The following is a 21,835-nucleotide window of genomic DNA, read 5'->3' on the forward strand; positions in this document are numbered from 1 at the left end:
TCTCTCGCCTGAATTCAGGACGAACCACTCAGACGTGCAATCACCATGTCGGCCAAAGGCACATGCATCAGCCGCTCAACCTCACGAATACCGGTTGGGCTGGTGACGTTGATTTCACTGAGCATCCCGCCAATCACATCGATACCCACAAAAAACAAGCCTTCCGAGCGCAACGCGGGAGCCAAGGCCTCGCAGATCAAGCGTTCCCGCTCCGTGAGCTCCGTGGCCTCTGGAAATCCCCCAACAGCGAGGTTGCTGCGAAACTCCCCCTCTTTGGGCTTGCGGTTCACGGCTCCCAGTGGTTCTCCATCCACCAACAGGATCCGCTTATCGCCATCGGTGACGGCCGGCAGAAACCGTTGCGCCATCACCGGAAGGGAACCCTGTTCCGTGACCAGTTCCAGCAAAGCCCCTAGGCCTGGCGCTGACGCGGAGACGCGCACAACACCTAAACCGGCACGGCCACCGAGGGGCTTGAGCACCACTTCCTCCTGTTCGCGCGCAAAAGCCGATAGCTCCGAAATTCGGCCCGACACCAACGTTGGGGCCATCCAGCGACTGAAGCGCAGGGCACCAAGCTTTTCGTTCCAACTGCGCAGCGATGCCGGACGGTTCAGCACCAGGGCTCCTGCTCGCTCGGCCACATCGAGCAGGTGGGTTGCGTAGAGGTAGGCCTCATCAACGGGAGGATCTTTCCGCATCCAGATCGCTCCAAAGCGCCTGAGCGGGCAGCGTTCTGGTTCACCGATCTCAATCCAGGGATCCGGCTGCACCGGCACAGCCACCGCTAGGGGCTCATCACCGAGGGCAATCAAATCAGCAGGCGTAGACGCCCAGACCGCATGGCCGGCGCGCTGGGCCGCCTGCATCAACGCGGCTGTGGAATCTTTGGCGGGGTTGATCCGATCCAGCGGATCCAACACAAAGAGGTGGCGCATGGCAGACACCGATTCAGCCCTGACCGGCGAGCAGGGCATCCAGTTTCCCCGCACGCTCGAGGCCATGAAGTTCGTCGCAGCCACCTACGTGTTGGTCATCAATGAAAATCTGAGGAACACTGCGTTTGCCGTTGCCTCGCGCGGCCATCGCATCACGTCCAGGCTCATCCCCATCCACCGAGACTTCGCTGTAGGTCACACCCTTTCGGTCCAGCAAACCCTTGGCGCGCACACAAAACGGACAGGTGCTCCAGGTGTAGATCTCAACCTTGGCCATCGAACTGCCGCATACGAAGGCTGAATCTTATGCAGGACGACCGCGCTGATAGCGTCGAGATCAGAAGACTCCCTTGCTCCATTGCTGGACCTCACAGACTTCAAACGCGATCTTTCCGAGCTCACTGACCGCCTGGGCCATGCCCAGGACTGTCTTTGACGTCCCTGCACTCAACGCCAGGCAGCAGGATCTCGAGCAACTCGCCGCTCAACCCGAGTTTTGGAACGATCAGCAAAACGCCCAGAAACAGATGCGGCGCCTCGACGAAGTCAAGGCGCAGTTGCAGCAACTGGTGGATTGGCGTGGAGCGATCGACGATGGACAAGCCACCCTTGAGCTCTATGACTTAGAGCCTGACGAAGACCTCCTCGAAGAGGCTCAGCAGGGACTCAATCAGCTACGACAAGCCCTGGATCGCTGGGAGCTGGAGCGCCTGCTCAGCGGTGAATACGACAAAGAAGGTGCTGTTCTAAGCATCAACGCCGGTGCCGGGGGCACTGACGCCCAGGACTGGGCCCAGATGCTGCTGCGCATGTACACCCGCTGGGCCGAAGACCAAGGGATGAGCGTGAGCGTCAATGAGTTGTCGGAGGGTGAGGAAGCAGGCATCAAAAGCACCACGATTGAGATCGAAGGTCGTTACGCCTACGGCTATTTACGCAACGAAAAAGGCACCCATCGGTTGGTGCGGATCTCACCCTTCAATGCCAATGACAAGCGGCAAACGAGCTTCGCGGGTGTGGAAGTGATGCCCAAGCTGGATGAGGAGGTAGAGCTCGATATTCCTGAAAAAGATCTCGAGGTCACCACCTCCCGCTCTGGCGGGGCCGGTGGGCAGAACGTCAACAAGGTGGAAACGGCCGTTCGCATCCTTCACGTGCCCACCGGCCTGGCCGTGCGCTGCACCCAAGAGCGCTCCCAGCTTCAGAACAAGGAGAAGGCCATGGCCCTGCTCAAGGCGAAATTGCTGGTGATCGCCCAGGAGCAGCGTGCAGCAGAAATTGCCGACATTCGCGGTGACATCGTTGAAGCGGCCTGGGGAAATCAGATCCGCAACTATGTGTTTCACCCCTACCAAATGGTGAAAGACCTGCGCACCCAAGAAGAGACCACCGATGTGCAAGGCGTGATGGATGGAGATCTCAACCCCTTCATCCAGGCGTTATTGCGCCAAGGTGTGGATCGCCCAGGCAGCGACGACGACACATGACTCAGGCTCCCGAAAACGACAGCAGCCCCTCCACCCCCCAAAGCGACGACAAGGGAGCGCCACCGCCGAGCTTCGTGAAATTGGCCATGCGCAACATGGTGCGCAAAGGCGGGCAGAGCCTGTTCCACTTCGGCCTAACCGCTGCAGGGTTCATTGGTTTCATTCTTGTGGTGGCCTGGTTAGGGCGACCCACACTCCCGCAATGATCACCCTCGACCTGGCCTTCAGCCCCGCAGCCGCTGATCTCATTGATGCGGCGGATGACGCGAGCACGCGCTCCAGGCTGCAGCAAGCCAGAGACTGGGAGTGTGACTTAAGCGCTTGGATTGAAGACCTTCGCCAGGGTCGCGACCACCCCTGCCCCGAAGCTGTGAGGAGCTGCGAGTCGGTCAGCCTTGGGGTCTCGCTGCACGATGACGCCAGCGTCGCCGAACTGAATCTTCGCTGGCGCCAGAAACCCACGCCAACAGACGTGCTCTCCTTTGCGGCCCTGGAGAGTGAGATGCCGATGGGTGCTGGTCAGGAGCTTGAGCTAGGAGACATCGTCGTGTCGGTACCCACCGCCCGTCGTCAAGCCTTGGAACAGGCGCATGACTTGGAACGGGAACTGCGTTGGTTGGTCAGTCACGGGCTTCTGCACTTATTGGGCTGGGATCATCCCGATGAAGACTCCCTCGCTGCCATGCTTCAGAAACAGGAGCACCTACTTGGCATGGGCGGTAACGTTCGTTCCTTAGTTGAGATCAATTGTGAATCAGCAGACGAAGTCACTGCTGAACCCTGAAGAGGGAGCACCGGTGTCAGAGGAGATCAGCCAGCGCAGCACCAAGCGAGCCCACCGTGCCGCGAAGCGGGGTGCTTGGCGGATCGCGGGAGATCTCCCCTCCAGCTTCCGCTACGCAGCTCAAGGTCTGGGCTACGGCTTCGTTAGCCAGAGGAACTTTCGTATCCACGTTTGTACGGGTGCGCTGGTTCTAGGAATGGGGATTTGGCTCCAGCTGCCCGCGATCCAGCTGGCCGTGTTGGTGCTCACGGTGGCTGTCGTGTTGGTGCTGGAGCTGCTCAATACGGCCATCGAGGCGGCCGTGGACTTGGCGATCGGCCGCCGATTCCATCCCCTCGCCAGAATTGCCAAGGATTGTGCCGCTGCCGCTGTGCTTGTCTCTGCGATCAGTTCCATGCTGATTGCGCTCCTTCTTCTCGTACCACCCCTGATCCTGCGCCTGGGCCTCTGAACAATGCTCCTGGTTATCGATAACTACGACAGTTTCACGTTCAACCTGGTGCAATACCTGGGAGAACTCGCCAGCCAGTTCCCCGTGGCGACCGACTGTCGCGTCGAGCGAAACGACGCCCTCAACCTTGAGGAGATTCGCGACCTGAATCCATCCGCGATTTTGCTTTCACCTGGGCCAGGCGATCCGGATCAAGCCGGTGTTTGCCTTGAAGTTCTCCGCCAACTCTCACCCACCATCCCAACCCTTGGTGTGTGCCTCGGCCATCAATCGCTTGCGCAGGCCTACGGCGGACGCGTTGTGAGAGCCCGCGAACTCATGCATGGGAAAACATCACCTGTTCAGCATCGCGGTGAAGGCGTCTTTGCCGGGCTTCCCCAACCCCTGACCGCGACCCGATATCACAGCCTGATTGCTGAACGGGAAACCCTTCCTGAGTGCCTTGAAGTCACTGCCTGGCTGGACGACGGAACCATCATGGGGCTGCGCCATCGCGACTACCCCCATCTCCAGGGAGTGCAGTTCCATCCGGAAAGTGTGCTCACAGAAGCAGGGCACCAGCTGCTGGCCAACTTCCTGCGCCAAGCAGAACCCCAGTGACAACACTGCTAGCTTCCAGGACAAGAAGACGATCAACAATGTCGGTCCACGAACGGGTTCAGAGTCTTTTCCGCATTGTTCTGAGTGGTTCCGCCCTGCTGGCGGTCGGAACGGTGGCTCCCGTTTGGGCCGCAGGCGTCACCGTGACCAATTACGGCCATAGCGCCTTGCTCATCCGCGGAGGTGGCCAATCCGTGATGGTGAATCCATTTCGGGCGGTGGGCTGCGCCAAGGGACTGGCTGAGCCTCGCGTGAACGCAACGGTGATCCTCGCCAGTTCGGAATTACCTGATGAAGGGGCCCGCATCGGGGGCGGCACCTACTTGGCCAAACCAGGCTCCTATCGGGTCGGTGGCCTCAAGGTCGAAGGGTTCGGCGCTCCCCATGACCGGGTGGGTGGCCGTCGTTTTGGCCAAGCCACGGTGTGGCGCTGGCAACAGGCTGGTCTCAACTTCGCCCATCTCGGCGGCACCGCCGCCACCCTCAGCGGTGAGGACAAAGTGCTTCTCGGTCGCCCCGACGTCTTGATCATCGGTGTCGGCGGCGGGGGCAAGGTCTACAACGGAGAGGAGGCTGCTGCAGTGGTGCGCGCACTCAATCCCCGCCGGGTGATTCCCGTTCAATACGTGAATGGGGAGCCTCCTTCCGGATGCGACCTCGGCGATGTTCAGCCTTTTTTGGATGCGATGTCCGGTACCGAAGTTCGCAAAGTGGGGCCAAACCTCAACTTGCCTGGAAACCTCGGTGACAACACCGTGATCGATGTCATGCGTTAATCGCGAACGAAGCCAACAGCGCTGATAGCTCGGCTCGTTCCATCCCAGCCATTAAGGCCAAGATGAGCAGAATCCTTGCCTTCTGGGGGTTGAGAATTCCTGCAGGCAACAAGCCAAGCTCATCCTGAAGCTCAGACGGATGGACAGGACCACTACCGCAACGACTCGACCGCAACATCAGGGGCAACACACCAGGCCAGGTTTTTATGGCCTCAAGCTCTCCCGCAGACAACTGACCTGCCCCGGTGCCGGTCCAGACCACACCTTTAACGCCTTCGCGAAAGAGAGCCGACACCATGGCCAACGACGGATCCACGCAGCCATAGAGAATGGCCACCTCGGGCCACTGAGCAGGCAATACAAGCGTGGCGAACGGTACGGATCGGGAGCTTGGCGCCACTGGCAAGTGCACTCCGCCGTCATCCACCCAGCCCAGGGGGCCCACATCTGGGCTTTGAAACGCACCCACACCCTGGGTGGCCACCTTGGTGACAGCCCTGGCTCCATGGATCTGGCTATCCATCACCACAAGCACCCCGTGGCCACAGGCCTGAGGGCTACAGGCCACTTGCACCGCCTGAAACAGATTCAGCGGACCATCGGCACTGAGCGCTGTGGCGGGACGCATCGCTCCCACCAACACTACGGGCCGCGGATCATCAATGAGTAACTCCAACAACCAGGCCGTTTCTTCCAAGGTGTTGGTGCCGTGGGTGATCACCACTCCCGCCAGTTCAGGGGACTGAGCCAACGCCTCACGGATGCGCTTCACCAGCTGGATCCAATGCTGAAACTGCAGATCCGCACTATCCAGATTGGTGAGTTGCTCCACCTGAACCTGAGCCAGCTCCTGCAGCTGCGGCAGCTCCTGGAGCAGTTCCGATCCCGCCATCGCCCCCGCGATGTAGGCGTTAAGGGAGGTGCTTTTGTCAGCGCGGCCAGCGATCGTGCCGCCCGTGGCAAGCAGGAGCAACTGCGGTGATGATGCGGACTGATCGACCATCAAGGCTCTGAATCGATCGCTTGATAAGCCTGCCAAAAGCGCTGCATCTGCTCAGTGGTGCCAATGCTGATGCGCAGCGAACCATCGATCTGGGGCTTCCCCGCCATGGAACGCACCAAAATCCCTGCCGCCCGCAGCTCCGCTTCAACGGTTTCAGACGAACGACGGGGCCAAAGCAACAGGTAATTGCCGCCAGCCGCATGATAAATAGCACGCTGACGAGTTAACTCAGTAACGAGCCAGTTACGAGCTCGTAGCACTTCCTCGACATAGGCATCGGTATAGGGCTGATCGGCCAAGGCCGCCATCGCTGCCGTCACGACCAAGCTATTGACGTCATAGGGACCCGTGACCCTTCCCACCCGGTCCACAACATCGGGATGACCAAGCGCAAATCCGATGCGCAAACCAGCAAGGCCAGCGGTTTTCGCCAACGACCGGAGCACGAGCAGATTGGGAACGTCGTGAAAATCAACCGACGGCAAGACGCTGTCTCCCGTGAACGCCTCGTACAACTCATCCACCACCACGAGCGTTTCAGGCGCCGCAATCGCTAGCTCCAACACCTGGGCCGCAGGCAAACGGGTTCCCGTGGGGTTGTTGGGATTGCAGAGCATCAAAATGCGCGGCTTGCGCAACAAGGCGGCGCGAATCGCCTGCATCGGGAACACAAATCCGGGCAGCTCATGGGGCACGGCCTCTATCGCCATCCCCTGCATGCCCGCACAGGGGGCGTAATACCCAAAGGTGGGGCTGGTGGTCAGCAAGGTGTCGCCGGCCGCGCCATAGGCATGAATCACGGCATGAATCGCAGCATCGACACCGTTGAAGATCCCGACATGCGCGGGCGTCAATGCAGAGGCCAGGCCTGCTGGCGACGACTCGAGATTGGCGAGCAGGGCTTCGCGAAGGCCGTCGTACTCGGGATAAATCGCGATCTGGTCGACCGGGAACGCGCGAATCGCCTCCGCGACCCTCGGGCTGGGGCCCATCGTGTTTTCGTTGAAGTCCAGCCGCAACAAGTTGCGTCGCCCTTCAAGAGGAGCGCTATAGGCCTTCAACCTCTCAACCTCCGGCCGAGCTTGGGGAGAAGGAAGGGCCACTAGCTCCAAGGGTTTTAGATCTCTCAACACTGACAGACAACAGCGTCAAGCGCTCCCTCCCGTCCTCAACGGGGCCGTTCAGGGAAGGGGGGAGGTTCACTTGTTTTGATCCCCTCTGGATGCTCACCAACCAGCAAGGGAACATCAAGCAGAGCGCATTGCGCCGTTGGTGACCTCGGGAACCATTCGCTATCCCTCCAAACCATGTCTCCAGCACGCAAACCATTTCGGTATTGATTTAATTCAGCGAAAAATCCTTCCAGTTCAACTCTTCGAGGCCCATCAGGGCGTAATTGGGCTCCAGGCCCAAAGAAGAGAACGATCAGAAACACAGAGCATGAGGCAACAACGAAACCCCGATCGATCTGTCGGGGCGTCGCGATACCCACAACATTCATCTGCGCAATCAACGCCTCCAACACCAAGGCCATGCCCAGCAACAGGAAGGGCAAAATCACCATCCCAGCGTAAATATGAAAAACAAACAAATTTTTCATGACGACAATCCAAAGAAGTGACGTCAGCCCCGTGCTCCAGAGCATCGAGTGCCGCAATTGATATTTTTCAGTAGAGAGCGAATCAACGGGAGCAACATTAAAAGCTGATGCCGAATAACCCAGGCGTGACATTATCAAACAGATCAAAATCAACAGCGCAACAACAATCAAAAGCGGAGATAGATACTCCGACAGGTAGGACGCCAACTTGGGAATTGCCCCTCCTAGCCAGCGCGTTCGCTCTACGGCACTCCCAGGAATGTCGACGAAGCCCAAACGACGCAACGCTGATTGAACCACTGAGGTGCTCTGCCAGGAGACCTGATTGAGGCGAGCTTCCCAGACCACGTTGTATGCGGTGGCAACAAAAACCGCCCCAAAGGCGAGGGGCACCCCGAGCCATACCCAGGGCAGGGCTCGGGCGCCGGCTTGAGACTCTCCATCAAAGGGGGAAGGCTTGAGCACAAGCAAAAGCAACGGCAAGACCAAGGAAAAAATGAGCACAACCGCGGAACGACCCGTCATTGCCCCCAACAACAGAACCCCCAGATACCAGCGCAGGTTGGGAGAAGGCTTGATCAACTGGCGCACCACCACCACCAACAGAACCCCATAGGCCAGCAAAGCCGGCTGATCAAAATGAAACATGCTGCGGTATTCCAAAACCACAGGCGCTGAAAGGGTTAACAAGATCGATGCGATGGCAACCACCCGAGAAAATCGCAAGGTGCGCAACAACCCCCAAAAGGCAAAGCCTGTGGCGATGAAAATTAGATTCATCCACTGCCTAGCTGCATACAGCCAAGACGCTGCATCACTCGAAAAAGGCTGCAGAACGAGACGACTCAGGACAGCGAATGGAAGCGGATAACGGTTGAAATATTCATAACGATCGCCTGTTAGTCCATCCAACTCTTTGCAGCCGTAGCCAACACCTCCATGATCAAAACTACTGTTATTTGCGATCGCTAACGAATCAAGAGAAACCCAATTAACATGGCCTCTTTGAAAGAAATCTATGATTCTTGGCTCAGACAGAAGAACCGCGAACGACACCCCAATAGCAACCGCTATCAACCACCGGTTCTTGAAGCATCTGAATAACTGAAACCGGTTCAATCCACTTCTTCCAGGAAGATTTAGAAAATATTATCAGCAAGAAGCGCGAAGACGATTCAGCCTTCTATTTCTTAACCAAGTGGGCTCACATTCGCTCCAAAGTGGAGATACCCAATAATCCCAATCCTGATTTCAGGGTATCGGCGGTGAGTCGGCACAACGCCAAACGGGATGACAAAGATTTGCCTTCGGCTTTGAGCACTGGAACCTGGTCATAAAAGCGATTAAACACCTGCGACAACTCGAACAAATAACTGCAAAGACGATTGGGCAGCAACTCCTCCTCAACCTCGGCGATCACCGCATCGAATTTGAGCAATTCCCTCACCAAAGCCCACTCCTGAGGCTCGCTGAACTGCAGCATTCCGGCATCCACCTCCAGGTCCCCACCCTTGCGTGCAATTCCAGCAATGCGCACTACCGCATACAGCAGATAGGGGGCCGTATTGCCTTGCAAGGCGAGCATCCGATCGAAGCTGAACTGGTAATTGGTGATTCGGTTCTGACTGAGGTCGGCGTACTTGACCGCCGCGAGCCCCACCGTGCCAGCCACGTGCTCAATGAACTGGTCATCTTCATGACGCCCCTCCTCCTCCAAGCGCCGACGTAGATCAGCTTCTGCCCGTTCCACCGCTTCATCGAGCAGATCGCGCAGACGAACCGTGTCACCAGAACGGGTCTTGAGTTTCTTGCCGTCCTCGCCCTGAACCAGCCCAAAGGGCACATGCTCCAGTCGGCCGTCCTCAGGAATCCAATTCGCCCGTTTTGCCACTTGAAACACGCCGGCAAAATGATTCGCCTGTCCTGCATCGGTCACGTAAATGACCCGGCGTGCACCATCTCCCTCTGGGTTCTGGGCAAAGCGGTAGCGAATCGCCGCCAGGTCGGTGGTGGCGTAATTGAATCCACCATCACTCTTGCGAACAATCACCGGCAAGGGCTTGCCATCCTTCCCGTTCACGCCCTCAAGGAAGACACACTCCGCACCGTCATCAGTGACGAGCAAACCAGCCTCCTTCAGGCCACTGAGAACATTCGCCAAATAGGGGTTGTAGAACGATTCGCCTCGTTCGTTCAGACGAATATCAAGCCGGTCGTAAATCGCCTGGAACTCTCTTCTGGACTGATCGCAGAGCAATCCCCACGCCTTGAGGGACAGCGGATCCCCGCTCTGCAGCTTCACCACCTCCTCGCGAGACGTGGTCTGAAAGGCTTCGTCGTCGTCGAAACGCTTCTTGGCCTCGCGATAAAAGGCCACCAAATCTCCAAGATCAACCGCATCGGCCCTGTTGAGGGTCTCGGGAGCCACCTGCTTGAGGTGAGTGATCAACATCCCGAACTGCGTTCCCCAATCCCCCACATGGTTGAGGCGCAGCACCCGATGGCCGCGGAACTCGAGCACCCGTGCCAACGAATCGCCGATGATCGTGGAACGCAGATGCCCCACATGCATCTCCTTGGCGATGTTCGGGCTGGAAAAATCCACCACCACTGGTGCAGCGTTCTCCACCGCCGGCACCCCAAGCCGTTGATCCCCCAGTCGAGAGGCCAATTCCGCAGCCAAACGCTCAGGGCGGATCGTGAGGTTAATGAAGCCCGGCCCTGCGATCTGTGGGTCAAAACAGAGGGCTGTGAACTCGGCATCGGCCTGCAACTGCTCCACGATCGCCGCTGCGATCTGACGTGGCGACTGCTTCAGGGGCTTCGCTAGGGGAAGAGCTCCATTGACCTGGAAGTCGCCGAATTCCGGCTTGCTCGCTGCTGCAAGTTGGGGATCCAGCGGGGCATCCATCTCCGGAAAGGCACGCTGCATCGCACCACGCAACTGGGTGTTGAGAACCTTGGCGATGCGCAGCATGGAAAGCGGAGAGGAACGAAGTCAGCACCCGATCATCCCCCGGCGCAGGGGTCCCCCAGGCACCAACCCACTCAGCCGCTGCAGACAAGGGAACACCAAGCCAGCGACAGGCGGGCCATCTAACCTGCGATTTTCAGGCTGAGGGCAACGTTTGGACCGCAAGATCTTTTACGACTGCGTTCGAGATGATTTGTTCAACGGGGTGCTCAGGCAGCAGAACGTGAATGGCATGGAGGCCATCCTGAACTTCTGGGACGCACCACCCAACCCACCAACAGGCGTATTCAAAACCAACTGGGACATCCGCTCCATCGGGTGGCTGGCTTACATGCTCGCCACAACAAAACACGAAACAGCCTCAACAATGCAACCAATTGATGAATACGGAGATACCGCCTATTTCACGCGGATGTATGAGAATCGCTCTGACCTTGGCAACACTGAGCCTGGTGATGGAGCGAAGTTTCACGGTCGAGGATTTGTGCAGCTCACGGGCCGGGCGAACTACACAGCAATGACCAGCGTGGTGCAATCCATCTTTCCTGACGCTCCCGATTTCACAGACCAACCCGATGCTGTGAAACATGATCGCTATGCAGCAGTGATCATGTTTGACGGCATGTTTTGTGGAGTATTCACAGGATGGGCTCTGAAGAACTTCATCGGAGATCCTCTTCAAGGGCAGATCGTGGACTACTTTCATGCCCGCAAAATCATCAACGGCATGGACAAGGCCGATCTAATTGAACGTTATGCCAAAAAATTTGCCACCGCACTCGACAAGGCAGGGGCGACGGGATAAATAGTTTCTAGAAATGCTGAACAGACCTTCTCAACCTGGTCCGCTTGGACGACTGGGAACCGCGATCCAGCTGATCTGGTGTTGACGCAACCTTGCGTCTGTTGCGCTCAACTCCTGCTCTCGATTGCCATCTCCATAAAGAGCCAGCTCGTAGAGCAGATTCATGCAGAATTTGCCTTGAAAATTAACCACCGTGGCAATCAATTTTGCTGATTTTTAAAGGGCTGGCAAGCACCATGAGCAACGTGGCAGCGTAATTGAAAAACCTCTGCGCGGCATTGCGAGCCGTGAACGCACTGAGATAACGCACCCCATCGTCGTAATCGGTGCAGTCGATCACATTGAGCGGGTAGCCAATCCATCGCTGACAGCGGAATGTTCTGTTATCACAGATGCTTTGCGTCCGCAACGCCCCATGCAGCTCAAGGTCACTCAGGTCGCCCACATGCTTGCCATAACCTTGCGCTTGCGTGCGGCCTTTGATGCTCAGATTGCCGAGCCGGTAGCCACCAATGCGCGTCCCCGAGGGAAACACGAAGTAGTTGGCGAAGGTTGAGGCCAACCGCAACACCATGTCGGCATCATTGACGAACAGAAAGGTCTGGCGAAAACGGCGCAGGCAACTGGCCAGGTAATTGGACCGTCCTGTGGTGATGGTCCAGACAGGAATGTCGGCAGCAACGAGGATCAGACGATCAAGGCTGAACAGATCGCCAATTTGCGCCAGCTGTTCTGGCTGTCGTTCGTTCGCTTGCTCATCGAAGGACACCGGGCAACTTGGACCACCAAACGGACCCGAGTGGGCATTGGCCGACAAGAGGTGAGAATCCGCTTCGGGATCGAAGACATTGGTGAGCACACGGATGAGCATGGTTGTGAGAAAAGTGCCCATGCTGTGACCCAGGAAACTGAGGCTGATCCGCGGCTCCTTGCCACTCTTGAGATCCGCCAGATAAGGGCTGTCAGCAAGGATCTCCTTCACCAGATGGTGAAGGACTCGCACCATCTCCACGGCATCAAACACACCAAATGTGCTGGCCCGTTCACGATCGCGGAAGTAGGTGACCATGCGCAGCAGCGTGAGCGTGATGCCAATCCCTAAACACAACTGGCCGATAGACGCAAGCCAACCGCCGGCAAAGAAAGCGAGCAAGTTGCCGAGCGCGAACAGCTGCCACAGCTCCATCGGCATGGAACAAATTCAACGAAAGGGACCCCCGGCACCGATCCGTTCGGGCGGCCAGGCGTAGTGCACAAACAGCAGGTAATCATCCGGTGGTGAGTCCGTGAGCCGGCAGGCGTTATCTCTGAAGGTGCGCTCCGCCTGATGGTATTCCTCCTTCACACTGCTCAGGGGAACGTTGTAGCCGTGGATGCGAACCACCTCCGCACACTCTGCGGACTGCCGCTGTTCTGCTGCCGTTGGAAGAACGCGGAGCGATGGGTTTGAGCTCTGCAAAATGCTGAGCGGTGTGGTCGAAACCAGCCTGGGTGAGATCCAGCCGACAGGGCCGCTCCGCCTCAAGGGGAGCTGTGCTGCACACCAACAGGTGGCAGAAGCAAGGGGTCCGCTCTAAGGGGAAAGGCTTGTATTCGAGAAGCGCCAACGCCCCAGGCTGCTGTGTGGTGGTTGACATGGTGAGTGGCTCCACACACGGATCACCCCTTTGGTAGCCATCTCCCAAGAATCAGCAACGGACCTGAATCGCTACCTGCAATCCATCCTTGAATCGCAGCATCAACGCAGTAACGACAGCATTCCATTTGAGCTTCCTGTCGCAAAGAATTACTCCACTGACAATTTAGTTATCAAGTCGAAATCATGAATGCGTCTCCTCTTGACGAAAGGAGTCCTAATTTAAGGTCTGATCCCCAGAAAACGAGAATCGACAATCTCAAGCAAGAGGCAATCTAACTTGAGCATGCATAGGCAAAGCCTTACCCAAAACATCTCTAAAAAAATTGGCATCCATAGGAAGGCACATCTCATGGCGGGAATCCAGCAAAAAAGATGCAGAATCAAATGAATGCAATGACCCAATAAATTCCAGCCAATTTAAACAGGCGGAACTCAGATATTTATCACCATGGCGTGCATTCTTTCAAGAAGAACTCATTGCCGTCCGAATAAAACTTGTCATCATCGTCAAACACATGAACCTTCCCTTTTATATACCTATCGCCAGGACCTTTATCAGCATCACAAAGTAACATATGATAAACGGCTGTATAAGGCGGCCAACCAGGACTTCTGCCATCACTTAAGGCATTGGCTCGTTGTCCGCAAATTGCATCAAATCAAGCCTGCCGTACTGATCAAACCTTCCATCGTCAATCGGAACCCACTCTTTTTTACCGGATCCCATGCTTTTTTACCAGGACAATCAGCCTCTCTCCAGCTGAACAAAATAAACTGAATAGCGTAGCAATGTTTAGCAGGATCATGCCATTAGATATAAGGCTTTGGAATTTTTTTTGCCAGATCGCTAATGCATCCGTGCGACCTTGATCCCCACAATCCTCTACTTCCATCTTGATTACAGCCAGCACTTACCTGCCAATCAGCAATGCCATTTTCATGAGTTTTGGGTGATCCATCAGGATTGTGACCATCACGACCACTAACCCACCAACCCGAGTCGCACCATTTGCAAGTCTTTTTTGAGCACTCCTTATAGAAAGCAGTGTATCTCCTTCCATCTTTATTCCAGGAAGCGTAGCTATCACAATTAGAGACAAATTGCTCTACATACTTAACATCACCGGCATAGCCTGACTGAATGCAAGAGCCATCAAAGAAATGAAAAACAAAATAGTTTTAATATTGATTGTGCGGATCTTTGCTCGGATCGTACGAGTAATCAAACCAAGCAGCGCTCGTAAAATACATGTTGTCGCTGCCCGTCAATGCAGACGTGCAATCACTTGTATAATAATTGGTATCGCCACCACTTTCAATCCACTTTACCCAATCCTGATTTGTTTTGTTAATGGTCCATGGACGAGTACAGAAAGGTGTGCAAACCAAGGATTTCGGCACAGACTTGTCTTTATATTCTTTGCAGCAGTTTGCATAATCTTGTATTGTCACGGCCGATGCAATGCGAACAGCATCATATAGCTAAAGCGTATCGAGTCAAGCAATTTTTAAGCATTATTGATATTCGCATTTTGCTAATTGTTTGCTAAAAAATTAAATTAATGCAAATCCTGCAGGTGTTCAAGCTGGACTCCATGAAAACCCAAGACTTCAACAAGGGTCTGAAATTCCACGGCGCAAAAGTTCAGCTCATGAGAAAATGTCCGATTTTACAATTCGCCGGGTAACTAAATCAACGATTTTGTTTCCCGACCCAGCAAAGAAAAAATGACTTCGTGCAGCACTGCGCGCTTTCGTGACGCAATGAATTTGACTCGCTCAAGAGAACTAACCACCTGCAGAGCCAAGTCTAAAACCGTTAATTAACTCTGATGTCCGCAAAATTTTATCGAATTTATCAAACATTATGTAGAATGAATGTTGTCTCGACTTGCTTTACCAAGGCAGCCCTTGTAGGCAACATCAGGAATGGAAAGCGGACTGAAAATGGACACGATTCAATCAATCCATGCTCAAAAGATTATGGACACCAGCATGATTGTCATCCACCTTCATTCCGTAGAGCCTCTTGTCAAACGAAACCCAACCCACCTTGAATCACTCAATTCAAGACAATCACTGAAGACACTTTGAAATGAAAGTTTCCGAACGATTAAGGCCAGGCCAGGCCACAACTCAAGAGGCTTTGGAGGTGTTCGATTCCCTTGAACCCGTCGATGTTGATTTTATGATTGGCACCTGGAAGGGCGAAGGCTTCCATACCAACCACCCCATGGATGGTCTTCTCGAGAGCTATCACTGGCATGGGAAACACTTTGAAAGCCTTGAAGATGTTCATCCATTGATTTTTTCAACACTTCGCGGTGGCTTCGCCCGTGTCAACCCCGGCTTGATGGAACCGACATTAACTGTGCCCATGCCAAGGTCAGCCATCGTGGGGCGCCTCTTCCAGACACTGTTGCCCTTTCTCGCAACATCCCGCTCCTCAGCGTGGTTGCGCATGACAACGTATCGAGGCCAATCAAGCGCAACCATGATTTACGACCAGCTACCGATTCACGACGTGTTTCGTCAAATCAATCAGGATGCCGTTTTAGGCGTTATGGATATGAAAGGAATGAACTTACCATTCTTCTTTGTCCTTCGGCGCGAAACAGAATCCAATAATTTCTAGACGGCTTTGAGATTGATTGAGCTTGCTCTAGTACTTATGAGCGGTTCGTATTCATGACGGTTAGATTCATAACAAACAACGGGCCAATTCGAATCTGCGTTTCAAACCAAAACCAAAAGCTGTTGCCTAGAGGAAAGTTAATTCACACAAGCCTTAACTCAACAATTGCATTCGCCTCAATCCAGCATCATGACCCAGTCATCAGGCAACTCTGCTCCCTTGGACATCGCGATTATCGGTGCAGGGCCTGGCGGACTCAGTGCTGCACACGCCTTGGCAAACCGTGGGTTTTCTGTCGGTATTTTTGACCGAACCCAGAGTCTGCGACCGATTGGCGCGGCTCTTGGACTTGCCGAACAGGGATACGAAGCACTCAACAACATCAGTTTGAGTCTGTCCAAGCAGGTTCGTTCCAAAGCCATCAATCCAAGACAACAACTGCTCATGCGACCAAGTGGAGAAGTCTTGTTCGCAGATGAATCGCCGATGGCAGGCACGAGCTTCACCTGGCTGGGATGGTTCAACTTGCAATCCTGTCTTAATGCAACCTGAACCACAGCCTCACTGCATTCATGACTGATCGGCCCGATGCACCGATTTGCCTCAAGTTTCGGGATCAGGCTGACCAATGGGCTCGGATTCTGGTGGGAGCCGATGGCTATCGCTCAGTCGTCAGAAACAAAACAGTTGGAGATGGTCCACCTCTCTACACAGGCACGATGACCTGGCGAGGCATCGTGCACCGAGAACAGTTAGAACTTTTGGAGATACCTTTCAGTGAAGGTGCTGGTTTTCAGCTGGTTGTGGGAGACCAAAAGAATTTCTGGATGATGGATGCTGGTTCCGATCAGATCGCCTGGGGTGGCACAGCGCCGCAAGACAGCTCAGAGACAAGTGAATCTGCTTTCAAGACTGCACTCCTTGTTTTCAAGGATTGGCCTTCCATTGTGCAAACGATGATTCAGACAACTGATCCCTTGAGCATCATTGAAACAGGCGTCTTCGGTCGGAAACCTGTGTCTCAATGGGGAGATGGTCAACGCGTCACCCTCTTGGGTGATGCCGCCCATCCGATTCGGCCATCCCTGGGTCTTGGAACCACTCTCGCTCTCCAAGATGCAGTGACGCTTGCCGCAATGCTTGACGGCGTACAACTGACAGACATTGCATCGGTTTCAGCTGCGCTCACGCGATATGAACAAAAGAGGATTGAGATCACGACACCCCTGCAACAAAAAGCCTCGGAACAGGGCTTGGCGTCCCACGCTGATGATCAAGCGGATCGACTCAAAATGGGGTTTGAGGCCGCATTAGCGAGCCGAAGAAAATACTTGTCTCCCCTTGCGTTGCCATTCCAGTGATCTTGCGCTGAACCACGGATTCAACTCAGATGTCATCTTCGGAGCGCAGGGCCCATCAATCATTCGGATTGACCGCAACATTCTCAACCAGGATGGTGCCAAACATGCTGTGCAGTGCTGCGAGATGGATTGGAGATAGGGGCGTTTGTTCGCGATCAAAGAAGATTCATGCAAGCTTTCAGGGTGCGATCCCAACGTCCGCTGTCTGGCTCTCTGCTGAGGAGCCGAACACTTGAAAGCGCATAACACCGTGACAGCGACGAACACATCGATGACGCATTCCGATTCTGAACCAACCGCCGGGGAACAGGGAGAGAAGCCATTGGATCCAGTCGTCCTGGAACGATGCCGTTTAGTGGGATTGCTCTTCCCATGGGACATGAACCGGGCACTGGAACTGACCCTGCTCAAAACCTTCTGCCTACCGTCGATCTCAGGCTTGCTACACCAGACCGGTGAGTTCGAACAACGCCCCCGCAAGCGCTAAGACGATACGGCCTTGATCGTTGCAGAACTGGTCAGGCTTGGCCCTGATACCCCTGGAGGCCGGGCCGTGATCCAGCGGCTCAACCGCATTCACTCCACCTACGCCATTCGCCAGGAGGATTACGCCTACGTGCTCTCCGGCTTTGTGGCCGAACCGATTCGCTGGATCGAGAATTACGGCTGGAGAGTTCTCCACCCCTTTGAAGAAGAGGCCTTGTTTCTGTTCTGGGATCACGTGGGCAGCTTGATGCAACTTGAGCAACACCCCGCAGTTTGCACTGGACCAGATTGGCCCGCCTTCACTGTTGCAACGACTGAGCCCGCTCCAGTCATCCTGATAACTAGAGCGGCCAAAGGTTTTGAAATAACCCAACTCTTTCAATCAATTCTACAAATTGATCATTTGTAGAATTGATCAAGCATCAAGTACGAGTGCAATAAATGATCAGTTCATTGCATTTTTTTGCATCGCCACAGGGATACGAGGTACGGGGAATCCGGCTTGGCCTAAAACATCTACAATCATGCGATTGGTGTCAAAATAGACCTGCCAATAATTGCTGGTGTGTGTGTAAGGACGGACCGCCAAACGAGGCCCTCTCTCACCGAACTCAAGAACCTCGACGTCGGCTTCAATTCCACTCGCTTGATTGGAAATTTTTTTAATCCCTTCCTTCAACAATTTGATCGCCTTGGCCACATCGGCACTATTATCGAGTTGAGCAACAAGCTCAACACGGCGATAAGGGTTTGCTGAATAATTCTTTATTGTGTCGCCAAACAGTTTGGCATTACCAATAATGTTCACGACGTTGTCGGGGGAGGTGATCGAAGTGACAAAGATGTTCACTTCTTTCACGGTGCCTTCCACACCACCGCCCTCGACGTAATCGCCAACCGAGATTGGCCTGAACAGTTGCACGAACACACCTGCAGCGAAGTTGCCCAGCATTCCGCTCCAAGCGGCGCCAATTGCTATACCAGCACCGGCGAGCAGGGCAGCAAAACTCGTGGTTTCGATACCAAAGAACCCGAGGATCGCAACAACAAGAACAACCCGAAGCCCCACACCGATGATGGTCAACAGGTAGTTCACCAGTGTTGGGTCAAGCGAGCCCTGTCGGAAGAATCGACGCAGCAGCTTGAGAGCCAGACCAATCAACCAGCCGCCGACAATCCAGAGAGCAACCGCACCTAACAGCTTGAAAACAAAAGGAACGATCAACGCCGTAATGGCATCAACACTCAACGTTGCAAACATCGAAGGGTAAAACCCCATGAGATCAAAAAAGAGAATTACTGCATAACAAGGCTGGCGAGCCTGTCCACTGGTGTCAGCCTTCAGGCCGCAAAATTAACAAAATCTTGATACCCACAATCAACCAGGCAGCAGCTCAGCTGAAATCCATCTCAATGGATGCCTAAATCAAATCAATCGCCCGAGACGAAGAAGGACAAGGCAAGAATCCTAATCACAACTTTCTAAATAGCTATTAAGATAAATCATATTGGAGAGCTGGTCTTTTCATTACATTCACCAACTCTTGAATGCATAGAATCCACATGATCCATACCGAGCCTTTCCCTCTATTCTTTTACTCCATAAAAAGCATACGATGCCATGACAACAATGTGCACGCAAAGAGGACTCGCTGTCCGATCGTATCGAGAGGAAACCAATACGGGAACAAGATTGATTTCCAACTAAAAACAAAAAGTCAAAAGACAATGCTTTCCGTCCCTGCATTCATTAAAAATACAGGGTTAATGATGAGTGATTGCATGCTTGATGGAGGCAGCATGGGTTTCTTCACTCCTGACCAACCATCACCAATGAGCCCTTCGATCTGACTCATCACAACATTCACACATGGGTTCGTCGATCACGCTCCAACAATCCAATGAATGAAGACACACTCAGTGGACGCTTGAAGGCGCAAAATCGCCTTCAAGGGGTGATGCAATCCTGAAACTAATGCCTAACGACAACCAAAACACAATGGCTTGCCAACCCAGATCTGAACGCAACACATGACATTCAGCCGGCTCGCTGCAGAGCACCTGCGGTTCTCGCCGCTGTTCTTAGCCTTAATGATCTGAACTCCATCCGAACGATGCATTTCACCAATCTGAGAGACCTTGAGGAAATCGGCGTCTCACATAATCACAACATCCGAAAGAAGGTGTTCATTGAACCCAACACCCTGCAAAACCTAATCTATTTTTCACGCGCCGTGTTCCCACCAGGTGAAACAGCAAAAACACACAATCACAGCGATATGGCGGAAGTTTTTTATGTCTCATCAGGCTGTGCGCAGGTCACTGTGAATGGCAAGGATTTCATCTGCCGGGAGGGTTCATGCATCACTATCGAACCGCACGAGAATCATCAACTCACCAATACCGGCGATCAGGACTTGATCCTTCTTTATCTCGGGATTCAGGCCTGAACAGCATGGTGCATCCAACACTTGCACCGATTCATCAATCTGAGAAGAGATCAGCAGCAAGCAACGCGTAAGGCACAACCAGCGACGAGCAGGGACGGATGAAACAGGGTCTGTTGCAAAGCCTCTCAACAACGGTGGCTGCAATCAGAGCAGCCTGCTAAGAAAAGGAAGCTTAGTTTGACTGCTCTCGTCACACGACAGCAGTTGGAGGTAGAGACATGGCAACAGATCGAATCAATGACAAGTCTGACCCCAAGCTTGGTTATTATTAAGATCCCGGCTGGGAATGGCAGAAACCAGCACCAAAGCGTTACTTAGTTGATCACCATTTAGATCAGTATGCCCAAGGCTGGATCCTGAACTTAGTGGAGCTGGTGCACTGGCTCCCCTTCATCCCTACCTTCATTCTTGCTTACCTGATTTCTCAACACGCCAATGATCTCAACCCCCTTCTCGGAGGCAGCGACCTGCGCGTGTTTCTGCTGCTACTCATCCCACTGATCCAGACCTTCGGCGGCTTGATGGGGATCACCATGCATGAATACAAAGGCTGGCAAGTTGCTTTTTTTCAGAACCCACTCGACAGTGATGTTGCACTCAAAGACTGCAACAACGAATGGTTGCGTGAAGTGGCCTACAAGCTGCTGTTTCTGCTGCAGGGTGCTGGTTTGCTGGCGTTCTCCCTCGCCGTGTTCGGATTCAACGCCATCACCATCCCGTTCGCAGTGCTCAGTGGTCTGATTGCCTTCATCGGCCCTCAGAATCCCAAGGCCACCTTTCCATTCAACGGCCAGCCGGTCTTTCCCCTGGCGGTTTCCATCCTGGTGGTGTTCATTGTCAACGCCGTCGTTAATTTGATCGCCTATTTCGTGCTGCTTGGTGACCCCCTTGCCTCAGCAGGCCTGCCCCGTGCCCTGGCAGCACTTGCACCCCTGCTGCTGATGCTTGGAGGCATGATTGAAGGTGTGATCGCAGAATCCAGCTTCAATCAATGGTGGCACTTCACTGCCGTTGTAGTATTTCTCAACCTTGGAATGATTGCTCAAATCGCTCTCTTCCCTGTGCTGTGGCGATCAATACTGATATGACGCACTTTTCTTATGATTTTTGCCGTCCAATCAAGCGCTATTCACTGCCCGACCAATACAAGGAAATTTCTGGCTTATCACCGTTAGGAAGCAACAATACCCTGGCTTTCGTGCAAGATGAGGCTGTTCAGATTCATCTGTTTGATCTCAATTCCGGAACAGTAACGGAACATGCCAAGCATGATGATGGTGATTCGGAAGACATTGTAATTACAGGCAAGACGGCCTACTTGCTGAAAGCAGGCAAGCAGCCGGCGATCTACAAAGTAACTCACTTCAACCGTGAAGATGCTCACTGTGAACGGTATAACCTGGACCTTCACAAGGACCAAGACCCGGAGGGATTATGCCACGACATTCCACACAATCGCCTGTTAATCGCCTGCAAAGGGTCATCCAAAAAAAAGACCAAACGCGTGGCATCTACGCCTTTAACCTTCAATCCATGCAGATGGATTCTTCGCCGTTGTTTGCAATCGATAGCCGAGATTTTCTTGACAGCGCAGAAGACACCTTCAACCCTTCCGGTCTTGCCATCCATCCGCAATCCGGGCTGCTCTACATCATTGGTTCCAAAGGAGAAAAAATGATTGTGTGCTACGGATTGGACGGCAATTTCAAAGAAGCCCTGAAACTGGATAAGAATCAGTTCATCCAGCCGGAAGGAATCACGTTCATGCCTTCCGGGGAACTTGTGATTTCCAGTGAAGGCAAAAAGGGCAAGGATGCCGCAATCATGATCTTCTCTGGCCAGTAAC

The 21,835-nt window shown here is 54.0% G+C and carries 27 protein-coding genes; 16 read left to right on the forward strand and 11 right to left on the reverse strand.

The features are described from left to right. Positions 1 to 14: 14 nt before the first annotated feature. Together gshB and grxC are read right to left on the reverse strand one after the other, a co-directional pair. Positions 15 to 938, reverse strand: a complete 924-nt coding sequence (gshB, locus tag SynROS8604_RS14310) for a glutathione synthase (RefSeq protein ID WP_186546021.1) — start codon at positions 936 to 938, stop codon at positions 15 to 17. 13 nt (positions 939 to 951) lie between these two features. After that, positions 952 to 1,215: a glutaredoxin 3 gene (grxC, locus tag SynROS8604_RS14315; RefSeq protein WP_186544484.1), complete on the reverse strand. Its 264-nt coding sequence runs from the start codon at positions 1,213 to 1,215 to the stop codon at positions 952 to 954. An 81-nt stretch (positions 1,216 to 1,296) separates the two neighbouring features. Here grxC and prfB point away from each other — a divergent pair. The 6 genes from prfB to SynROS8604_RS14345 all read left to right on the forward strand — a co-directional run bounded on the left by prfB (position 1,297) and on the right by SynROS8604_RS14345 (position 5,036). After that, positions 1,297 to 2,425, forward strand: a protein-coding gene (gene prfB, locus SynROS8604_RS14320; protein ID WP_186544485.1) for a peptide chain release factor 2 whose coding sequence is annotated in 2 segments (ribosomal slippage) — positions 1,297 to 1,371 and positions 1,373 to 2,425 — 1,128 coding nt in all. Because the reading frame shifts where the segments join, the coding sequence is not laid out codon by codon here. After that, complete coding sequence (locus SynROS8604_RS16120; protein ID WP_255445085.1) at positions 2,422 to 2,631, forward strand: DUF3285 domain-containing protein; 210 nt, start codon at positions 2,422 to 2,424, stop codon at positions 2,629 to 2,631. Before prfB ends, SynROS8604_RS16120 begins: the two co-directional genes overlap by 4 nt. Further along, positions 2,628 to 3,209, forward strand: a complete 582-nt coding sequence (gene ybeY / locus SynROS8604_RS14330) for an rRNA maturation RNase YbeY (RefSeq protein WP_186544486.1) — start codon at positions 2,628 to 2,630, stop codon at positions 3,207 to 3,209. The genes SynROS8604_RS16120 and ybeY overlap by 4 nt, the downstream gene beginning before the upstream one ends. 13 nt (positions 3,210 to 3,222) lie before the next feature. Beyond that, positions 3,223 to 3,660, forward strand: a complete 438-nt coding sequence (locus SynROS8604_RS14335; RefSeq protein WP_255445311.1) for a diacylglycerol kinase family protein — start codon at positions 3,223 to 3,225, stop codon at positions 3,658 to 3,660. A 3-nt stretch (positions 3,661 to 3,663) separates the two neighbouring features. Next, on the forward strand, positions 3,664 to 4,260 hold the full coding sequence (locus tag SynROS8604_RS14340) for an aminodeoxychorismate/anthranilate synthase component II (protein ID WP_186544488.1): 597 nt from the start codon (positions 3,664 to 3,666) through the stop codon (positions 4,258 to 4,260). A 38-nt stretch (positions 4,261 to 4,298) separates the two neighbouring features. Beyond that, positions 4,299 to 5,036, forward strand: coding sequence for an MBL fold metallo-hydrolase (locus SynROS8604_RS14345; RefSeq protein ID WP_186544489.1), 738 nt, complete (start codon positions 4,299 to 4,301; stop codon positions 5,034 to 5,036). Here the strand turns inward: SynROS8604_RS14345 and SynROS8604_RS14350 are convergent. From SynROS8604_RS14350 to argS, 4 genes are all read right to left on the reverse strand, one after another. Continuing rightward, positions 5,026 to 6,039 carry an asparaginase gene (locus tag SynROS8604_RS14350; RefSeq protein ID WP_186544490.1) on the reverse strand — a complete coding sequence of 338 codons (1,014 nt, stop codon included), beginning with the start codon at positions 6,037 to 6,039 and terminating at the stop codon, positions 5,026 to 5,028. The two genes, SynROS8604_RS14345 and SynROS8604_RS14350, sit on opposite strands and share 11 nt — an antisense overlap. Continuing rightward, positions 6,039 to 7,142: a histidinol-phosphate transaminase gene (locus SynROS8604_RS14355; protein ID WP_186544491.1), complete on the reverse strand. Its 1,104-nt coding sequence runs from the start codon at positions 7,140 to 7,142 to the stop codon at positions 6,039 to 6,041. The genes SynROS8604_RS14350 and SynROS8604_RS14355 overlap by 1 nt, the downstream gene beginning before the upstream one ends. 65 nt (positions 7,143 to 7,207) lie before the next feature. Further along, positions 7,208 to 8,551, reverse strand: a complete 1,344-nt coding sequence (locus SynROS8604_RS14360) for a hypothetical protein (protein WP_255445086.1) — start codon at positions 8,549 to 8,551, stop codon at positions 7,208 to 7,210. Between the two features lie 292 nt (positions 8,552 to 8,843). Next, the gene (gene argS, locus SynROS8604_RS14365; RefSeq protein WP_186544493.1) at positions 8,844 to 10,616 is read right to left on the reverse strand and encodes an arginine--tRNA ligase; all 1,773 of its coding nucleotides are present in this window, start codon (positions 10,614 to 10,616) and stop codon (positions 8,844 to 8,846) included. A 151-nt stretch (positions 10,617 to 10,767) separates the two neighbouring features. Between argS and SynROS8604_RS14370 the strand changes: the two genes are divergently transcribed. Continuing rightward, a complete protein-coding gene (locus tag SynROS8604_RS14370) occupies positions 10,768 to 11,418 on the forward strand; it encodes a hypothetical protein (RefSeq protein ID WP_186544494.1) in 651 nt (216 codons plus the stop codon). Between the two features lie 30 nt (positions 11,419 to 11,448). Here the strand turns inward: SynROS8604_RS14370 and SynROS8604_RS16125 are convergent, their stop codons facing one another. Genes SynROS8604_RS16125 through SynROS8604_RS14380 form a run of 3 tightly spaced genes read right to left on the reverse strand, consistent with a single transcriptional unit; the run spans position 11,449 to position 12,943 of the window. Next, positions 11,449 to 11,583 (reverse strand): hypothetical protein, encoded by a 135-nt coding sequence (locus SynROS8604_RS16125; protein ID WP_255445087.1) that lies wholly within the window; start codon positions 11,581 to 11,583, stop codon positions 11,449 to 11,451. 19 nt (positions 11,584 to 11,602) lie between these two features. Continuing rightward, complete coding sequence (locus SynROS8604_RS14375; RefSeq protein ID WP_186544495.1) at positions 11,603 to 12,610, reverse strand: alpha/beta hydrolase; 1,008 nt, start codon at positions 12,608 to 12,610, stop codon at positions 11,603 to 11,605. A 9-nt stretch (positions 12,611 to 12,619) separates the two neighbouring features. Then, positions 12,620 to 12,943 carry a hypothetical protein gene (locus SynROS8604_RS14380; protein WP_186544496.1) on the reverse strand — a complete coding sequence of 108 codons (324 nt, stop codon included), beginning with the start codon at positions 12,941 to 12,943 and terminating at the stop codon, positions 12,620 to 12,622. Between the two features lie 2,266 nt (positions 12,944 to 15,209). Here SynROS8604_RS14380 and SynROS8604_RS14385 point away from each other — a divergent pair. The 5 genes from SynROS8604_RS14385 to SynROS8604_RS16135 all read left to right on the forward strand — a co-directional run bounded on the left by SynROS8604_RS14385 (position 15,210) and on the right by SynROS8604_RS16135 (position 17,948). Beyond that, positions 15,210 to 15,692, forward strand: a complete 483-nt coding sequence (locus SynROS8604_RS14385; RefSeq protein WP_255445088.1) for a DUF4334 domain-containing protein — start codon at positions 15,210 to 15,212, stop codon at positions 15,690 to 15,692. Positions 15,693 to 15,881: 189 nt separating this feature from the next. Beyond that, on the forward strand, positions 15,882 to 16,244 hold the full coding sequence (locus SynROS8604_RS15535; RefSeq protein WP_222930113.1) for an NAD(P)/FAD-dependent oxidoreductase: 363 nt from the start codon (positions 15,882 to 15,884) through the stop codon (positions 16,242 to 16,244). A gap of 20 nt (positions 16,245 to 16,264) precedes the next feature. Beyond that, the gene (locus SynROS8604_RS14390; RefSeq protein ID WP_222930114.1) at positions 16,265 to 17,053 is read left to right on the forward strand and encodes an FAD-dependent monooxygenase; all 789 of its coding nucleotides are present in this window, start codon (positions 16,265 to 16,267) and stop codon (positions 17,051 to 17,053) included. A gap of 271 nt (positions 17,054 to 17,324) precedes the next feature. Further along, a complete protein-coding gene (locus tag SynROS8604_RS16130) occupies positions 17,325 to 17,540 on the forward strand; it encodes a hypothetical protein (protein WP_255445089.1) in 216 nt (71 codons plus the stop codon). 12 nt (positions 17,541 to 17,552) lie between these two features. Continuing rightward, positions 17,553 to 17,948 carry an oxygenase MpaB family protein gene (locus SynROS8604_RS16135; RefSeq protein ID WP_255445090.1) on the forward strand — a complete coding sequence of 132 codons (396 nt, stop codon included), beginning with the start codon at positions 17,553 to 17,555 and terminating at the stop codon, positions 17,946 to 17,948. A gap of 36 nt (positions 17,949 to 17,984) precedes the next feature. Here the strand turns inward: SynROS8604_RS16135 and SynROS8604_RS14400 are convergent, their stop codons facing one another. Both SynROS8604_RS14400 and SynROS8604_RS14405 read right to left on the reverse strand, forming a co-directional pair. Further along, positions 17,985 to 18,818, reverse strand: coding sequence for a mechanosensitive ion channel family protein (locus tag SynROS8604_RS14400; protein WP_255445091.1), 834 nt, complete (start codon positions 18,816 to 18,818; stop codon positions 17,985 to 17,987). A gap of 439 nt (positions 18,819 to 19,257) precedes the next feature. Beyond that, entirely contained in the window at positions 19,258 to 19,395 is a 138-nt protein-coding gene (locus tag SynROS8604_RS14405; RefSeq protein WP_186544498.1) for a hypothetical protein, read from the reverse strand. A gap of 258 nt (positions 19,396 to 19,653) precedes the next feature. Here SynROS8604_RS14405 and SynROS8604_RS14410 point away from each other — a divergent pair, with 258 nt between their 5' ends. From SynROS8604_RS14410 to SynROS8604_RS14425, 4 genes are all read left to right on the forward strand, one after another. Further along, entirely contained in the window at positions 19,654 to 19,989 is a 336-nt protein-coding gene (locus SynROS8604_RS14410; protein WP_186544499.1) for a cupin domain-containing protein, read from the forward strand. Positions 19,990 to 20,363: 374 nt separating this feature from the next. Then, on the forward strand, positions 20,364 to 21,077 hold the full coding sequence (locus SynROS8604_RS14415; RefSeq protein ID WP_222930115.1) for a hypothetical protein: 714 nt from the start codon (positions 20,364 to 20,366) through the stop codon (positions 21,075 to 21,077). Continuing rightward, positions 21,056 to 21,667: a hypothetical protein gene (locus SynROS8604_RS14420; RefSeq protein ID WP_186544500.1), complete on the forward strand. Its 612-nt coding sequence runs from the start codon at positions 21,056 to 21,058 to the stop codon at positions 21,665 to 21,667. The genes SynROS8604_RS14415 and SynROS8604_RS14420 overlap by 22 nt, the downstream gene beginning before the upstream one ends. A 14-nt stretch (positions 21,668 to 21,681) precedes the next feature. Continuing rightward, positions 21,682 to 21,834 carry a hypothetical protein gene (locus SynROS8604_RS14425; RefSeq protein ID WP_186544501.1) on the forward strand — a complete coding sequence of 51 codons (153 nt, stop codon included), beginning with the start codon at positions 21,682 to 21,684 and terminating at the stop codon, positions 21,832 to 21,834. Position 21,835 lies beyond the last annotated feature (1 nt).

Origin of the sequence: Synechococcus sp. ROS8604, assembly GCF_014279655.1 — a bacterium.
Taxonomy (GTDB): domain Bacteria; phylum Cyanobacteriota; class Cyanobacteriia; order PCC-6307; family Cyanobiaceae; genus Synechococcus_C.

Coding starts and splice junctions, on each gene's coding strand:
- gshB (WP_186546021.1), bottom strand. CDS start 938: ATGCGCCACCTCTTTGTGTTGGATCCGCTGGATCGGATCAACCCCGCC.
- grxC (WP_186544484.1), bottom strand. CDS start 1,215: ATGGCCAAGGTTGAGATCTACACCTGGAGCACCTGTCCGTTTTGTGTG.
- SynROS8604_RS16120 (WP_255445085.1), top strand. CDS start 2,422: ATGACTCAGGCTCCCGAAAACGACAGCAGCCCCTCCACCCCCCAAAGC.
- ybeY (WP_186544486.1), top strand. CDS start 2,628: ATGATCACCCTCGACCTGGCCTTCAGCCCCGCAGCCGCTGATCTCATT.
- SynROS8604_RS14340 (WP_186544488.1), top strand. CDS start 3,664: ATGCTCCTGGTTATCGATAACTACGACAGTTTCACGTTCAACCTGGTG.
- SynROS8604_RS14345 (WP_186544489.1), top strand. CDS start 4,299: ATGTCGGTCCACGAACGGGTTCAGAGTCTTTTCCGCATTGTTCTGAGT.
- SynROS8604_RS14350 (WP_186544490.1), bottom strand. CDS start 6,039: ATGGTCGATCAGTCCGCATCATCACCGCAGTTGCTCCTGCTTGCCACG.
- argS (WP_186544493.1), bottom strand. CDS start 10,616: ATGCTGCGCATCGCCAAGGTTCTCAACACCCAGTTGCGTGGTGCGATG.
- SynROS8604_RS16125 (WP_255445087.1), bottom strand. CDS start 11,583: ATGAATCTGCTCTACGAGCTGGCTCTTTATGGAGATGGCAATCGAGAG.
- SynROS8604_RS14375 (WP_186544495.1), bottom strand. CDS start 12,610: ATGCCGATGGAGCTGTGGCAGCTGTTCGCGCTCGGCAACTTGCTCGCT.
- SynROS8604_RS15535 (WP_222930113.1), top strand. CDS start 15,882: ATGACCCAGTCATCAGGCAACTCTGCTCCCTTGGACATCGCGATTATC.
- SynROS8604_RS14390 (WP_222930114.1), top strand. CDS start 16,265: ATGACTGATCGGCCCGATGCACCGATTTGCCTCAAGTTTCGGGATCAG.
- SynROS8604_RS16130 (WP_255445089.1), top strand. CDS start 17,325: ATGACGCATTCCGATTCTGAACCAACCGCCGGGGAACAGGGAGAGAAG.
- SynROS8604_RS14400 (WP_255445091.1), bottom strand. CDS start 18,818: ATGGGGTTTTACCCTTCGATGTTTGCAACGTTGAGTGTTGATGCCATT.
- SynROS8604_RS14405 (WP_186544498.1), bottom strand. CDS start 19,395: ATGAGTCAGATCGAAGGGCTCATTGGTGATGGTTGGTCAGGAGTGAAG.
- SynROS8604_RS14410 (WP_186544499.1), top strand. CDS start 19,654: ATGCATTTCACCAATCTGAGAGACCTTGAGGAAATCGGCGTCTCACAT.